Raw genomic sequence first — 13,597 nt, forward strand, 5'->3', positions numbered from 1 at the left:
GCGTGGTCTCCCTGGGGGTCTCGCCCGGCGGCAGAGTCGTTCCCAGCGGCGGAACCGCCGGTTGAACTCTCGGAGGAGAAGAAGATGAGTGGGAAGAATCTGCGGCTGGCCGTGATCATCGGGAGCGTGCGGGAGGGGCGGTTCGGGCCGACCGTGGCGAACTGGTTCGCCGGGGAGGCGCACAAGCACGGGGGGTTCGAGGTCGACGTGATCGATCTGGCGGATTACACGATGCCGGTGGAGTTGCCCGCGGTGCCGTTGTTGATGGAGCCGAATCCGGTGCGGCACGCGAGCATGACGAATCTGACCCGGCGGCTGGCGGCGGCGGACGCGTATGTGGTGGTGACGCCGGATATCAACAGGAGTTACCCGGCTTCGCTGAAGACCGCTATCGACTGGCATTTCGCGGAGTGGGATCGGAAGGTGGTCGGGTTCGTGGGGTACAGCGGGAAGAGCGGCGGCATGTTCGCGATCGAGCATCTGCGGCAGATCTTCTCGGAGATGAACGCGCACGCGGTGCGGGATTACGTGTCGATGCCGCGGTACTACCAGCTGTTCGACGGTGACGGGACGCTGATCGAGCCGGGTGAGTTCGAGTACGCGGCGCAGTCGATGCTGGGGCAGATGCACTGGTGGGCCAGTGCGGTCGCGGCCGTGCGCGAACTTCCCGTGTCCGCCTGATCCCGCGCGGGGGCCGGGTGGCGGTGTCCCCGCGACGCTGTCACGCCGGAACCGGGATTGTCCCAGGATGCGGGAAGTTTGCGGCCGACGCGCGTGGGTCACATCCAGGCACTAACGTGTCCCGGGTGACCGTCTACTCCGATGATCTCCGTCTTGCCCTGCGACTGGCCGATGCCGCCGACGCCATCACGCGTGAGCGGTTCGGCGCGCTCGATCTGAAGGTCGACGCGAAACCGGATCTGACGCCGGTGTCGGACGCCGACCTGGCGGTGGAGCATGAGATCCGCGGGATCCTCGCCACCGAGCGGCCCGGTGACCTGGTGCTCGGCGAGGAGTTCGGCGGCGACGTCGAGTTCACCGGGCGGCAGTGGGTGATCGACCCGATCGACGGCACCAAGAACTTCGTGCGCGGCGTCCCGGTCTGGGCTTCGCTCATCTCGCTGCTCGTGGACGGCGTCCCGGTGGTGGGCGTGGTGAGTGCCCCGGCGCTGGCCCGCCGCTGGTGGGCGGCGTCCGGTGCGGGCGCGTGGTCCAGCTTCGAAAAGGCTGAGCCCAAGGCGATTTCGGTGTCGGCCATCGCCGAGCTGGGCGCGTCCAGCCTGGCCATCTCGAGTCTGTCGGGGTGGCGGGCCATCGGCCGGCGCGAGAAGCTGCTGGTGCTCAGCGACGAGGTGTGGCGGGTGCGCGGCTACGGCGACTTCTTCGGCTACTGCCTGCTGGCGGAGGGCGCGGTGGATATCTGCACCGAGCCGGAGCTGTCGCTGTGGGATATGGCGGCGCTCGACATCCTGATTCGCGAGGCGGGCGGGAAGTTCACCTCGCTGGACGGCAATCCGGGACCGCACGGCGGCAGCGCGGTGGCCACCAACGGCCATCTCCAGGATCAGGTGCTGGCCGCGCTGGCGGCCTGACGCCTACCCGTAATGCCTTATGCTGGGCCACATTTCGGCCCAGCTCTGGCGGGGTGCGCGGCAGAGGTAGACGAGTCTGCCCTGTTCCTCGTTGTCGATGCCGAGGCCGTTGTCGATGCGGCCGACCTGTTCGACCTGCGGGCACAGTTCGAAGGCGCGATCGATGGGGAGTCCGATCAGGAGGGTGGGGCGGGAGTCCTCGGGCGGTCCCCACCACCAGTAGGAGTTGTGGCCGCTGTGCGGGGTGGGGAGGTTGTGGGGCGCACCGAAGCGTTCGATGGCGGCCGCCTCGCCGTAGTTGGCGGTGAGGAGTTCGGCGTCGGGGGCGGAGCGGGCGCGGATTTCGGCGATATGGTCGACGAATACCGGCCAGCCGATGGTCTCTCCCGCGTCGTAATTGATTTCCAGGACCGGGGATTCGCGGACCGACGTGACCGGCAGCAACGGTAGGAACAGGGCCGCACCGGCGACGGCGTTGATCACCGTCACGGAAACCACTGCGAACCTTCGTATTCGGTTGCCGGTGAGCATGGGCTCGAGTCCGGCGGCCGCGGCGGCCAGCAGTAGCGGGTACATGCCGGCGAGGTAGTAGGCCTTGCCGCCGGACACGGTGAATACCACGAACAGCACGGCGTAGGTGAGTACGAAGGCCCGGTAGCGCGGCTGCCGCCACAGGCGCCAGAGCCCGAATATCCACAGCGGCGCCAGGAATGGGCCCATCAGGCCGAATTGCAGCAGGACGAAGGTCAGCGGGGTGTCCGAGGTGCCGGAGGAGCCGCCCGCGATGGCGCGGCTGAGTTCCCACTGCGGCCAGTCGTTGGCGGCCTGCCAGATCAGGTAGGGCAGCGCGATGATCGCCGCTGTCGCGATCGCGGCCGCAAAATATTTGGTGGCGAAGATCTTTCGCGGACCGAGTGCGGCCAGCGACGCGGCGAGCACCAGGATCGGCAGGGCCGAGAGCGCCTTGTTCTGCATACTCAACCCCGCGAGCACGCCGACGCCGAGCCACCAGCGCGGATCGAATTCGTCTCGCAGCAGCCGCAATACGAGCAGCGCGATGCCCGACCACAGCGCCAGGTCGAAGACGGTGGTGCCCAGCAGATGCCCAGTGGCCATGAGCAGCGCTCCGGAGGCGGTGAACGCGGCCGCCAGCGTCTGCGCCAGCCGTCCCCCGCCGAACTCCCGCGCCATGAATCCCGCGCACAGCACGACGGCGGTGGCCGCGGTCGCAGCCGGAATACGTAGTAGCACTAGCGATTCGGCGTCGATGGCCGATATCCCCCGCGCGATCAGCGGCACCAGTGGCGGCTGATCCGCATATCCCCAGTCCAGGCGTCGCCCCGCCGCCAGGAAGTACATCTCGTCACGGTGATACCCGTACCTGTTCGAGACGGCCAGCAGTACCGCCGCGAAAACCCCCGCTATCCAGTACATTCCGTCACGGTCTCAGATTTCGGTGAACGCCGGGTGCCCTTTCGCCCACCTGCCCCCGCAGTCGTTCCGTCCGGCGCGGGGCTGCGGTCCCGACGCCGTCGTGGTGCTACTTCAGCCCGGATCCCGAGTTGCCGACCCGGACCGACCCGAAGTCGAGGTACGGGCCGTCCTTGACGCTCGAGCCGACCTGGACCGAGCCGAGGCCGAGGCCGGTTTCGACGTCACCGCCGCCCGTGGCGGATCCGGCCCCCACCGACGGGGCCGATCCGCTCTGGATGTCGGCGGCGGGTTGCAGGGTGATGCCTTCGGCCGCGCTCGGGGCGGCGAACAGGCAGAGGGCGATGGCGAATGCGCCGGTCGTACCCACCAGCGTTTTCATATGCAAGACCTCCATTTTCGGGGCGAATGGTGCGCGCACACGGTAGCCCAGATGCCACCCTTCTGAAGGGTGTTTGTTTCACTTTGGTGCGAGCGGCGTCGGAAGTTCGGCAAACCACCGCCTCCACCTGCCGATTCGACAACCCTCGACGGTTGTTCTTACTCTGGAGTAAGATAGTCTTACTCAGGAGTAAGATTGCTGGGCAGGATCACCCTCCACTCTCAAGAAAACTGGTGATTATGAGCACTCGAGACACCGCAAAGAAGCGACGTCCGGATACTTCCGCTGTTGGCCTGAACCCGGTCAAGCGTGACTGGATGGGCACGGCGATGCGGGTCATGACGACCATCACGGGGTCGGAACTCGCGGAGAAGTACAACCTGCGCAAGCCTATCGAGCGGCTTACGTACGAGGGCACGAAGACCGGTTTCCGCACCCTTGGTGCCGCCACCCGCGCGTTCGAGAAGGTCTCCGGCGGCGGCCAGCCGAAGCGGCTGCCCGCCAACGAGTCCCGTAAGAAGGACTACTTCGACCTGACCCCGACCGACGAGCAGCAGATGATCGTCGAGACGGTCCGCGAGTTCGCCGGCGAGATCCTGCGCCCGGCCGCCTACGACGCCGACAACGCCGCGAAGGCTCCCCGCGATCTGCTGGAGCGGGCCGCCGAGCTCGGCATCACCCTGATCAACGTGCCGGAGGAGCTCGAGGGTGCTGCCTCCGAGCGCGGCGCGGTCACCAATTCGCTCGTGGCCGAGGCGCTGGCGCACGGCGACATGGGCTTGGCGCTGCCGATCCTGGCGCCGAGCGGTGTCGCGGTCGCGCTGTCGCAGTGGGGCACCGACGCGCAGCAGAAGACCTACCTGGGCGCCTACACCGGTGAGAACGTGCCGCAGTCGGCCGTGGTCATCGCCGAGCCGCAGGCGCTGTTCGATCCGTTCGCGCTGCAGACCAAGGCGACCCGGTCGCCGTCGGGCTACCGCCTCAACGGCGTGAAGACCCTGGTCCCGGCCGCCGGTGACGCCGAGCTGTTCATCGTCGCCGCCGAGCTGGATGGCCGTCCGGCGTTCTTCATCGTCGAGGCCGACACCGAAGGTGTTGTGATCGAGGCGGATCCGTCGATGGGTCTGCGGGCCGCGGGCCTGGGTCGCCTGCTGCTCAACAATGTCGCGGTCTCCACCAACGCGATCCTGGGTGACGCGGACGCCGTGCAGCGCGCCGAGGATTACGCCGACGCCGTGCGTCTCGCCCGCCTGGGCTGGGCCTCGCTGGCGGTCGGCACCGGTCAGGCCGTGCTGGACTACGTGATTCCGTATGTGAAGGAGCGGGAGGCGTTCGGCGAGCCGATCGCGCACCGTCAGGCTGTCGCGTTCATGGTCGCAAATATGGCCATCGAGCTGGACGGTCTTCGTCTCGTGACGCTGCGGGGTGCGTCACGTGCGGAGCAGGGACTGTCGTTCGCCCGTGAGGCCGCGCTGGCCAAGAAGCTGGCCACCGACAAGGGCATGCAGATCGGTCTCGACGGCGTGCAGCTGCTGGGTGGACACGGCTTCACCAAGGAGCACCCGGTGGAGCGGTGGTACCGCGATCTCCGCGCCGTCGGCGTTGCCGAAGGCATCGTCCTCATCTAGCCCGCCTCGTCCCCGCCGCCACCCTTGAATCGAGCCGCTGCGCGGCGCGGACGAATCCTCAACGGAGAGACTCCCCATGATCAATCTCGAACTCCCCAAGAAGCTGCGGGCCAGCGCCAACCAGGCCCACCAGGTCGCCGCCGAGATCTTCCGCCCGGCGTCGCGCAAGTACGACCTTGCCGAGCATGAGTACCCGGTCGAGCTCGACACCATGGCCGCCATGGTCGAGGGCCTGTCCGACTCGGGCACCGAGCAGATCTCCGGCGCCACCGGCGGCCGCTCGGCCGACAGCGAGAGCGACGCGCACGCCACCGAGCTGCTCGGAAACACCAACGGCGGCAATATGTCCGCGCTGATGAACGCGCTCGAGACCTCCTGGGGCGACGTCGGCCTGATGCTGTCGATCCCCTACCAGGGCCTGGGCAACGCCGCCATCGCCGCGGTCGCCACCGACGAGCAGCTCAAGCGCTTCGGCAAGGTGTGGGCCGCCATGGCCATCACCGAACCGTCCTTCGGCTCCGACTCGGCCGCCGTGACCGCCACCGCCACCCTCGACGGTGACGAGTGGGTCCTCAACGGCACCAAGATCTTCGTGACCGCCGGTTCGCGCGCCACCCACATCGTGGTGTGGGCGTCGGTGGATCGCTCCCTGGGCCGCGCGGCCATCAAGTCCTTCGTCGTCCCCCGGGATGCCAAGGGCCTCACCGTATCCCGCCTCGAGCACAAGCTCGGCATCAAGGCGTCCGACACGGCCGAGATCCGCTTCGAGGACTGCCGCATCCCCAAGGACAACATCCTCGGCTCCCCGGAAGTCAACGTGGAGAAGGGCTTTGCCGGCGTCATGCAGACGTTCGACAACACCCGCCCCCTCGTGGCCGCCATGGCCGTAGGTGTCGGCCGCGCCGCCCTCGAAGAGCTCCGCAAGGTCCTCGAGGACGCGGGCGTCGAAATCAGCTACGACAAGCCGGCCAACAACCAGCATGCCGCCGCTGCCGAATTCCTGCGCATGGAAGCCGATTACGAGTCCGCCTACCTCCTGTCGCTACGCGCGGCCTGGATGGCCGACAACAAGAAGCCCAACTCCCTCGAAGCCTCCATGTCCAAGGCCAAGGCCGGCCGCATGGGCACCGACGTCACCCTCAAGGCCGTCGAACTGGCAGGAGCCACCGGCTACTCCCAGCGCACCCTCCTCGAGAAGTGGGGCCGCGACTCGAAGATCCTCGACATCTTCGAAGGCACCCAGCAGATCCAGCAGCTCATCGTGGCCCGCCGCGTCCTCGGCCTGTCCTCGGACAAGCTGAAGTAGGCACCGGCACCGCGAAAATCGGCGCGAACCCTGGTCAGGGTTCGCGCCGATTCTTCTTAAGCGGTTTGTTGGGTGGGCTGCAAGGTGTGCTGCGCAGGATCAGCGGTGACAGATCACATCGGGGCTGCTCGGTGTCCTACCGCGAGGAAGTTTCATGCGCATCATGCAGTCCTTCGGCGTCGTACTTGCCGCCGCCGCCCTCGTCACTACGCTCAGCGCCTGTGGCGGCGAAACGAGCACCGAATCCCGTGCGACGGAACAGAATACGGTCGAGGCCATGAAGCCGTTGCAGCCGACGGCGTCCGGTACCGAGATCCTCGGGCCGGCCGGGTACAACGGGCTCGATCTCGGGGCGGACTGGGCCGAGGAGACTGCCCGGAACAACGGGAAGGCGCGGGGGATTCTCGAGGACGGCGCGACCATGGTGGGGTGTGCGGGCTTCAGGTTCTGGACCTCGGGTAGCGGGTACCTCAACGACGGGAAGGTCGTGGCCCTGTTCCCGGGGTCCTCGGCGAAGGTGCAGACGCCGGAGGGCATCAAGGCGGGGTCGTCGGTGGATCAGGTCCGGGCCGCGTATCCGAGCCTGCGGTTGGGTGTGAACTGGAGTTCGGCGGATGTTCCCGGGCACCCGGGTTACCACTACGGGTTCATGGGGATCACTCGCGATGGCCAGGCGGGGCAGAGCGTGACCTCGCTGCTGCTGTACTCCGACCAGGACACCTGCCACAACTGAGAAGGGTTGGGTGGGCGGAAATTCGGTTGTGCGGGGGTCGTTTGCTGTGGCGTCATGGAGCGCGATGAAACAACAGCGACCTGCTACCGCGCGATCCATCGGCGACGGACTCAAACTGCACCGGCACCTGGTGCGGTCGGTGAATGGCGTCCACACCGTGATCACGTTGCGGGCGGGGACGCGTGCTCGGTTCAGTACCAATCGGTTTCACGACACCTGGCATGTGTTGTCCGATGAGCATGGGGCTCGGTTGCTGGCGCGGCTGCTGTGGGGGCTGTCGTATCAGGCGCGGCCGGGGACATTCGTGTACATCGACCGGCAGTTCCTGACGCCGACTCCGTTCGATGCCGATCCGGCTGATCCCATTGCGCTGGTGCCCGGTTGGTGCACGCCGTTCGACGATCGGGTGACGCATCAGTTGAAGCGGCATGCGTTGCCCAAGCCGGAGGGCACTGTGCGGTGGCAAACCTTCGGTATGGACCGGACTTTGGAGCCTGCGGCGTTGGATGCCTGGTGGGAGCGGTATCACGCCACCCATCGGGGTGAGGGCCGGGGGCAGGTCGATCGCCGTCGGGGGGTGATCGTTCTTTCGCCGGCTACACCTGAGGATGCTCGTGCGTGGGCGCTGAGCGCGGCCGGTCTGGACACCACGCGCCACGGCTCCGACCACACCTATCTCGGGCCGTGGGATTACGGATATGACGGGGAGATCCAGGTATTCCGGCGTTTTCGGCCGATGGTCAGCGTTGCCGCGCAGGCTCGCGCCCAGGTGCTGTCTCGCGCCACCGTGCCGGAAGACCCCGAGGATCTGCGGGCCGCGGTGTGGACCGAGGCCGAATCGGTGCGGGGCGATGCGCATCTGAAGGTGCGGGAGTGGCGGGACCGCAGCTACGTCCTCAGCCGGGCGGCGGCCGCGATGCTGGCGCACGCGAACGTCGCCACGCTGGAGGATCTCGCCGCCATCGGCCCGGTGGAGGCGTACCGCCGCATGCGGGCCGCCGACGTGAAAAACCTTACGCTGCAGATGCTCTGGGCCATGGAAGGAGCTCTCACCTACCGCGACCGGCACAGCATCCCGCTCGAGCGTCGCCGCGAACTGCTGGCGGATCTCGGCGCGACCCCGGCACCCGCCCCACCCGTGCGGGTGCGGTATCGCGCCCCGATCCGGCGGTCCCCGAGCATTGTTCGCGGACCATCGAAATCCGCTTCACGGTAATGAATTTCGCGTTGCTATGAGTTGACCCACAGGATGTGGCCGGGTGCGTCGGCACCCGGAAGAGTGGTATCCGAACGATCTTCCCACCATCCCTACCCTTCAGGAGTATGTGTGTCTGCCGGTCGTATCCGTTCCCTCGCGCCCAGTGAACTGTTCTTCGCCATGGCGGGCGCCTATATCGGCTACTCGGTCCGAGTGCGCGGCGCACTGGACATCACCGCGCTGTCGACCGCCTTCGCGGCACTGCGCCGGCGCTACCCGGCGCTGGCGGCGACGCTGGAACCGGAGGACGGCGGGTTCGTGATCGTGGCCGGGTCCGGTCCGCTGCCGGGCGTCGTGGTCACCGCCGGTGATCTCGATGCCCCGATCTCGACGGTCTGCGCGGACCAGACGCGCGCACTGTCCGGCCTGCACGTCACTCGAGATGGCGACCGTTCCGCGGTCACCCTCTTCACTCATCACAGCATCGCCGACGGATATCACTCGCTCGATCTGCTGGCGGATCTGTGGGCGCTGTACACCGCCACCGTGCACGGCGTAGCGGTGGACGACGCCGTGTGGGAGTACCCGGAGTCGCTGGAAAAGGTGCTCGCCGACCGCGGGATCTGCAAGGCGGACAGGGCAACTCCGCCCGCGCCGGCACCTCAGCCGACCGAGGACGAGACAACGACAGCGGTCGCACCGGGCCGCGGTCCCAGCACATCCCGGGTCTTCGCGACCACGAGTGCGCGCTGTCGCCTCGACCCGGCCGCCACCGCCGCCCTGCTGGCCTTCGCCCGCCGCAACGACACCACTCTGAACGCCGTGCTCTCGGCGGTGATCATGCGGGTGGAATCCGAACTGGGCGGTGTCCCGTCGGATCGAATCGCCTACACCTATCCCGTGAACCTGCGCAGCAGACTCTCACCCCCCGTAGCGAACCCAGCCGCCACGAACCCCCTCGGCTTCGCGGAGTTCACACCCACCGCAGACCTGACCGACACCGTCGCCATCGCCCACAAGGTCAACGACAGCCTCCGAAACGGCCTGGAAACCAACGACATTCACCAGTCGGGCCTGAGCTTCTTCGAGAACATGTCCGCCGCGATCGCCGAAATGGCCCAGATCCCCGCCTCGGAGCGCCCGATAGCGATCGTCTCCACCAACTGGGGCATCGTCCCACCCCCGCACGCCCCCACCCACCTCGAATTCGAAGACTTCCGCAGCCTGATGATCGAAACCCCGATCGACCCCAACACCCCCTTCGCCCCACCGGGCACCTACATCATCTCGACCTTCCAGAACCGCCTCGCCATCGAACTACGCCTCCCCACCGCCCCCGAAGCAGCCCAAAAACGCACAGCCGCAATCGAATCCACCCTGCGCACCCTCATCTGACGGGCGCAGGGCGGTGGTTGCCGGTTTCCAGATCGAGGCACCGTCAGACCAGGCAGGGTGTTGTCGTGTCGGATGAGTTCACGACCATCACCTGTGCCACATAGGGGCTGACTCGGAAAAGACCGGTGCCCGAGGTGAGGTCCACGAGTTCCGAACTGCCGAGGTCGAGCAGGGACTGACCGCCGCTGGTGATGTCGCCGGACAGTTTCAGCGTGTGCGGGCCCGTGGTGGTGGGGGTCCAGTTGACGTAGCCGAGGTGCCAGTCGCCCGCCTCGATCGGTATCGGGTTTCCGTTGTCGGTGAAGGTCAGGTTGGAGGTCACCCGGGCATTGGAGCCGAGAACGATACGGTAGGTCTGGCCTACGTGACACGACTTGCCGGCGAGGACATCGGTGCCGATGCCGCCGGCGGCGTGGGCCGAGGGTGCGGCGACGATCACGCCGATCACTGCGGCGGCGAAAGCTGTTACGACGGTTGACTTCACAGGATCTCCTTACTGGTGAGCTGCTCGCGAGAGTAGCCAGGCACAGTAGTGAAACGTGGGCTATTCAGAAATATGCGACGCCCCCAGTTTCAGGGTCGGACACAGGAGCGCTTGTCAGGAATTACGTAGTTACGTAGATTGTGGTTGTGGGTTTGGAACAGCGGGTCGAGGAACTCGAACGACGGGTCGGTGAGCTCGAGGGTGAGCGGCGCGCGGAGCGGCGGGCGGTGGTTCGCCAGGCTGATCTGTGGGCGCTGACGCGGTTGGAGGAGCAGTTCGCGGAGCTGGGGATCGAGGATGGCGGCGTGCTGTTCGCCGGGTCGGTGCGGTTGCCGGCCGGGGAGCAGTATGGCTGGCAGATGGGATTCAGCACCGATGATCTGCTTGCCGACGACGGCAGTGAAGCCGCTGATCGTCTTGCGGCGCTGGGGAATCCGGTGCGGCTGCGGCTGTTGCGGGAGATTCTCGGCGGGCGGCGAACCGCCACCGAGTTGACGGCGCTCGAGGGTGTCGGCACGTCGGGCCAGATCTACCACCATCTGCGGCAGTTGGTCGCGGCCGGATGGCTGCATGCTGCGGCGCGTGGGCGCTATGAGGTGCCCGCGGGGCGGGTGGTGCCACTGTTGGTCGCGCTCGCTACCACGCGGCGCTGAAACTCTCTGGGGGAACGTATGTTCCGGAGGATTGCTCTACACGTATTTCATTGGGGCCGGTTGATTTCGGTCGCGCTGATACTGCTCACCATGGCCGGCGACCTGCTGTCCGTCGATCGGCTGACGGCACTGCGGGATTCGCGGTACGGGGGGTGGATCTGGGCTGTGGCGACCGTGCTGGTGCTGACCTATCTGGTCGAATTCGGCTGGAATCTGGTGCGGGGGCGGCGGCGTAAGGAGCATCCCGCGCGCCCGGCGGTCGCGGTCATGGCTCCGGTGCTCGGCGACTGGACGGCGGTGAACAGTCCGGCCGATCGGGTGCCCAGTCATGGAACCGAATGGGGCGGACAGGGTTACGCCATCGATCTGGTGCGCAACGGGGCGGAGAAGCCGGGCTTCCGGCTGCTGCGCCTGCATCGGCCGGAGGAGTTCCCGGCCTTCGGCAGTCCGGTGCTGAGCCCGGCGGAAGCCACGGTGGTGGAGGTCGTCGACCGGCGGCGCGACCATCGCGCGCGCTACAGCGTGGCGGGGTTGCTGTACTTCTTCGTCGTCGAGCAGATCGCGAGATCCCTTGCGCCGGTGAGCTTCGTCTTCGGCAATACGCTGGTGCTGGAGCTGGCGGACGGCACCTATGCCCGCGTCTGCCATCTGCGGCGCGGGTCGGTGACCGTGCGGGTCGGTGACCGCGTGGACGCCGGGCAGGTCATCGCCCGCTGCGGCAACTCGGGCAACAGCACCGAGCCGCATGTGCACTTCCAGCTCATGGATTCGCTGGATACCGTTGCCGCGCGCGGAATCCCGTTCACCTGGAACGGAATCGGCGTGCCGCGCACGGGTGAGCGCTTCACCACACCCGCGGCGGCCTGATCACGCGGCGGCGAACCGCAGCGCCAGCTGGGTGCGGCTGGTGCACGCGGTTTCGGCCAGCACCCGGCTCAGATGCTTCTTGACGGTATCCACGCCGATGAACAGCCGTTCGGCGATCTGGCGGTTGGTCAGACCCTGCGCCGCCAGATCGGCGACCTCCCATTCCCGCGGCGTCAGTTGCCAATTCGCGGTCGCGGCTCGGCGGTCGCGGTCCCGGTCGAGCTGGTCGACCACCAGCGGCGCGAGCAGCCGCCGCAGCGTCCGCAGGACGGCCAGATCGCGTTCGGGCACGCGCGGCGCATCGGTGACCGCCATGCCGACGAACAGCACCCCCGAGGGCCCGCCGTCCACGACCATGGCGGCTTTGTCGGTAATCCCGTTGGGCCGCAGGAACTTCGCGATGAACGGGGAATCCGGTGCGATCTCCACCAGCCGGGCCACCCCGCGCGCCAGGATCAGCTCGGCGGCGGCCGGGGTGCGCAGCGGATCCGTTGCGGCCCACCGGGCCTCGTATTCCGCGGTGAACTCGGGGGTGTAACCGCCCTGCACGCCGCACCCCTGCTGGATGGCCTCGAAGAGGGTATCTCCGTGCAGCACAGCCACTCCGGTGAAGCCGAACCAGTTCCGCAGTGCGTGCACCAGGCGCTCCCGGAACTCCGGCAGATCACTGGCGTGGTCCACGGTTTCGAGGACGCCGACGAGCCTGCGGTAGTCCTCCGCCGACAACCGCTCCCCCGTGGGCAGGACGCGCGGACGACGGATGGGATCGCTCAGTGCACCGGCCACGCATCCATATTCCACCTTTGGGCCATACCGGGCCACACCCGCGGCGGGCAGGCTGGTTTCCGAGCAACCGGGCAGACCGCCCGGGAACACAGCGAAAAGGATCGACCATGAGTGCAGAGACCACCCCGCGCCGCTGGCTGATCACCGGAGCCAACAGCGGATTCGGTGCGGCCTTCACCCGGGCGGCGCTGGCTGCGGGCGATCAGGTGATCGCCGCCGTCCGCCGTCCCGAGAGCATGGCGGAAATCGTTGCCGCCCATCCGGATCGGGTCGAGGTGCTGGCCCTCGACGTCCGCGACGCCCAGGCCGCCGAACGCGTGGTGAAGGAGGCCGGGCGGGTCGACGTGCTGGTGAACAATGCCGGCTACGGCATCGTCGGCGCGATCGAGGAGACCGCCGAGGCCGATCTGCGCGATGCCATGGAGGTCATGTTCCACGGCCCGCTGCGCCTGACCCAGCTGGTGCTGCCGCAGATGCGGGAACGCCGCGGCGGCGCGATCGTGCAGGTGAGCAGTATGGGCGGGTTCATGTCCTTCGCCGGTGTCGGCATCTATTCGGCCGCCAAGGGCGCGCTGGAGCTGGCCAGCGAAGCCCTTGCCGCCGAGGTGAATCCGCTGGGCATCCAGGTGCTGATCGTCGAACCGGGTTCGTTCCGAACGAGTTTCGCCAAGCCCGCGGCGCTGCGGGTCGGCTCCGCGATCGCCGACTACGACGCGACGGTGGGCGTCATCCGTGACGGTCTGCCCGCCTCGGATCAGCAGCAGGAGGGTGATCCGGCGAAGGCCGCCGCCGCGGTCCTCGCGACCCTGGGTCAGCCCGATCCGCCACTGCGCCTGACCCTCGGCCCGGATGCCGTCGCCGCCGTGCGCGGCAAGCTGGCGGCGGTCGGCGCGGAGCTCGACGCCACCGCGCATCTCGGCCTGCACACCGGTTACGACGCGAGCTGAGCGACGGAAACGCCGATGGTCCCCCGGCGGGTGAGGCGGGGGCCTTGCGCCACCCGCGTGCACACCGCCGATCGGTCCGCGCACCACGACCGCGTGTCCGTTGTGACCGGATTTGTGTAACGCGGGTCACACTCCACTGCTACCGTGGCGGCAACCTGTCCTGTCGGCGGGCGGGTAATCGCACGTCAATGGAGG

At 67.6% G+C, this 13,597-nt stretch carries 14 protein-coding genes; 10 read left to right on the top strand and 4 right to left on the bottom strand.

Annotated elements, in window-relative coordinates:
• Positions 1 to 84: 84 nt before the first annotated feature.
• A complete protein-coding gene (locus JK358_RS10560) occupies positions 85 to 681 on the top strand; it encodes an NADPH-dependent FMN reductase (protein ID WP_201946114.1) in 597 nt (198 codons plus the stop codon).
• Between the two features lie 125 nt (positions 682 to 806).
• Complete coding sequence (hisN, locus tag JK358_RS10565) at positions 807 to 1,592, top strand: histidinol-phosphatase (protein WP_201946117.1); 786 nt, start codon at positions 807 to 809, stop codon at positions 1,590 to 1,592.
• 3 nt (positions 1,593 to 1,595) lie between these two features.
• On the opposite strand, the gene JK358_RS10570 is transcribed toward hisN, so the two are convergent.
• Together JK358_RS10570 and JK358_RS10575 are read right to left on the bottom strand one after the other, a co-directional pair.
• A complete protein-coding gene (locus JK358_RS10570; RefSeq protein ID WP_201946119.1) occupies positions 1,596 to 3,026 on the bottom strand; it encodes a glycosyltransferase family 39 protein in 1,431 nt (476 codons plus the stop codon).
• A 106-nt stretch (positions 3,027 to 3,132) separates the two neighbouring features.
• Entirely contained in the window at positions 3,133 to 3,405 is a 273-nt protein-coding gene (locus JK358_RS10575; RefSeq protein WP_201946121.1) for a hypothetical protein, read from the bottom strand.
• Positions 3,406 to 3,638: 233 nt separating this feature from the next.
• On the opposite strand from JK358_RS10575, the gene JK358_RS10580 reads away from it, so the two are divergent.
• The 5 genes from JK358_RS10580 (at position 3,639) to JK358_RS40310 (ending at position 9,665) form a co-directional block, all read left to right on the top strand.
• The gene (locus JK358_RS10580; RefSeq protein WP_201946123.1) at positions 3,639 to 5,033 is read left to right on the top strand and encodes an acyl-CoA dehydrogenase family protein; all 1,395 of its coding nucleotides are present in this window, start codon (positions 3,639 to 3,641) and stop codon (positions 5,031 to 5,033) included.
• Positions 5,034 to 5,109: 76 nt separating this feature from the next.
• Entirely contained in the window at positions 5,110 to 6,339 is a 1,230-nt protein-coding gene (locus JK358_RS10585; RefSeq protein WP_201946126.1) for an acyl-CoA dehydrogenase family protein, read from the top strand.
• A 154-nt stretch (positions 6,340 to 6,493) separates the two neighbouring features.
• Positions 6,494 to 7,072 carry a hypothetical protein gene (locus JK358_RS10590; RefSeq protein WP_201946127.1) on the top strand — a complete coding sequence of 193 codons (579 nt, stop codon included), beginning with the start codon at positions 6,494 to 6,496 and terminating at the stop codon, positions 7,070 to 7,072.
• Between the two features lie 64 nt (positions 7,073 to 7,136).
• Positions 7,137 to 8,288 (top strand): TfoX/Sxy family DNA transformation protein, encoded by a 1,152-nt coding sequence (locus JK358_RS10595; protein WP_201946128.1) that lies wholly within the window; start codon positions 7,137 to 7,139, stop codon positions 8,286 to 8,288.
• Between the two features lie 111 nt (positions 8,289 to 8,399).
• Entirely contained in the window at positions 8,400 to 9,665 is a 1,266-nt protein-coding gene (locus JK358_RS40310; protein ID WP_201946129.1) for a phthiocerol/phthiodiolone dimycocerosyl transferase family protein, read from the top strand.
• Positions 9,666 to 9,708: 43 nt separating this feature from the next.
• Here JK358_RS40310 and JK358_RS10605 read toward each other — a convergent pair whose 3' ends face one another.
• Entirely contained in the window at positions 9,709 to 10,149 is a 441-nt protein-coding gene (locus tag JK358_RS10605) for a hypothetical protein (protein WP_201946130.1), read from the bottom strand.
• A gap of 146 nt (positions 10,150 to 10,295) precedes the next feature.
• Between JK358_RS10605 and JK358_RS10610 the strand changes: the two genes are divergently transcribed.
• A complete protein-coding gene (locus tag JK358_RS10610) occupies positions 10,296 to 10,802 on the top strand; it encodes an ArsR/SmtB family transcription factor (RefSeq protein WP_201946132.1) in 507 nt (168 codons plus the stop codon).
• Positions 10,803 to 10,892: 90 nt separating this feature from the next.
• Positions 10,893 to 11,669 carry a M23 family metallopeptidase gene (locus tag JK358_RS10615; protein ID WP_201946134.1) on the top strand — a complete coding sequence of 259 codons (777 nt, stop codon included), beginning with the start codon at positions 10,893 to 10,895 and terminating at the stop codon, positions 11,667 to 11,669.
• On the opposite strand, the gene JK358_RS10620 is transcribed toward JK358_RS10615, so the two are convergent.
• The gene (locus tag JK358_RS10620) at positions 11,670 to 12,455 is read right to left on the bottom strand and encodes a helix-turn-helix transcriptional regulator (RefSeq protein WP_307817442.1); all 786 of its coding nucleotides are present in this window, start codon (positions 12,453 to 12,455) and stop codon (positions 11,670 to 11,672) included.
• A 107-nt stretch (positions 12,456 to 12,562) separates the two neighbouring features.
• Here JK358_RS10620 and JK358_RS10625 point away from each other — a divergent pair, with 107 nt between their 5' ends.
• Positions 12,563 to 13,402: an SDR family NAD(P)-dependent oxidoreductase gene (locus JK358_RS10625; protein WP_201946137.1), complete on the top strand. Its 840-nt coding sequence runs from the start codon at positions 12,563 to 12,565 to the stop codon at positions 13,400 to 13,402.
• The last annotated feature ends 195 nt before the right edge of the window (positions 13,403 to 13,597 follow it).

This window comes from Nocardia acididurans (assembly GCF_016741815.1).
In the GTDB taxonomy this organism is placed as follows: Bacteria; Actinomycetota; Actinomycetes; order Mycobacteriales; family Mycobacteriaceae; genus Nocardia; species Nocardia acididurans.

What these genes read in the sequence shown, in the direction of transcription:
- JK358_RS10560 (WP_201946114.1), top strand. Translation starts at nt 85, where the DNA reads ATGAGTGGGAAGAATCTGCGGCTGGCCGTGATCATCGGGAGCGTGCGG.
- JK358_RS10570 (WP_201946119.1), bottom strand. Translation starts at nt 3,026, where the DNA reads ATGTACTGGATAGCGGGGGTTTTCGCGGCGGTACTGCTGGCCGTCTCG.
- JK358_RS10575 (WP_201946121.1), bottom strand. Translation starts at nt 3,405, where the DNA reads ATGAAAACGCTGGTGGGTACGACCGGCGCATTCGCCATCGCCCTCTGC.
- JK358_RS10585 (WP_201946126.1), top strand. Translation starts at nt 5,110, where the DNA reads ATGATCAATCTCGAACTCCCCAAGAAGCTGCGGGCCAGCGCCAACCAG.
- JK358_RS10590 (WP_201946127.1), top strand. Translation starts at nt 6,494, where the DNA reads ATGCGCATCATGCAGTCCTTCGGCGTCGTACTTGCCGCCGCCGCCCTC.
- JK358_RS10595 (WP_201946128.1), top strand. Translation starts at nt 7,137, where the DNA reads ATGAAACAACAGCGACCTGCTACCGCGCGATCCATCGGCGACGGACTC.
- JK358_RS10615 (WP_201946134.1), top strand. Translation starts at nt 10,893, where the DNA reads ATGGCCGGCGACCTGCTGTCCGTCGATCGGCTGACGGCACTGCGGGAT.
- JK358_RS10625 (WP_201946137.1), top strand. Translation starts at nt 12,563, where the DNA reads ATGAGTGCAGAGACCACCCCGCGCCGCTGGCTGATCACCGGAGCCAAC.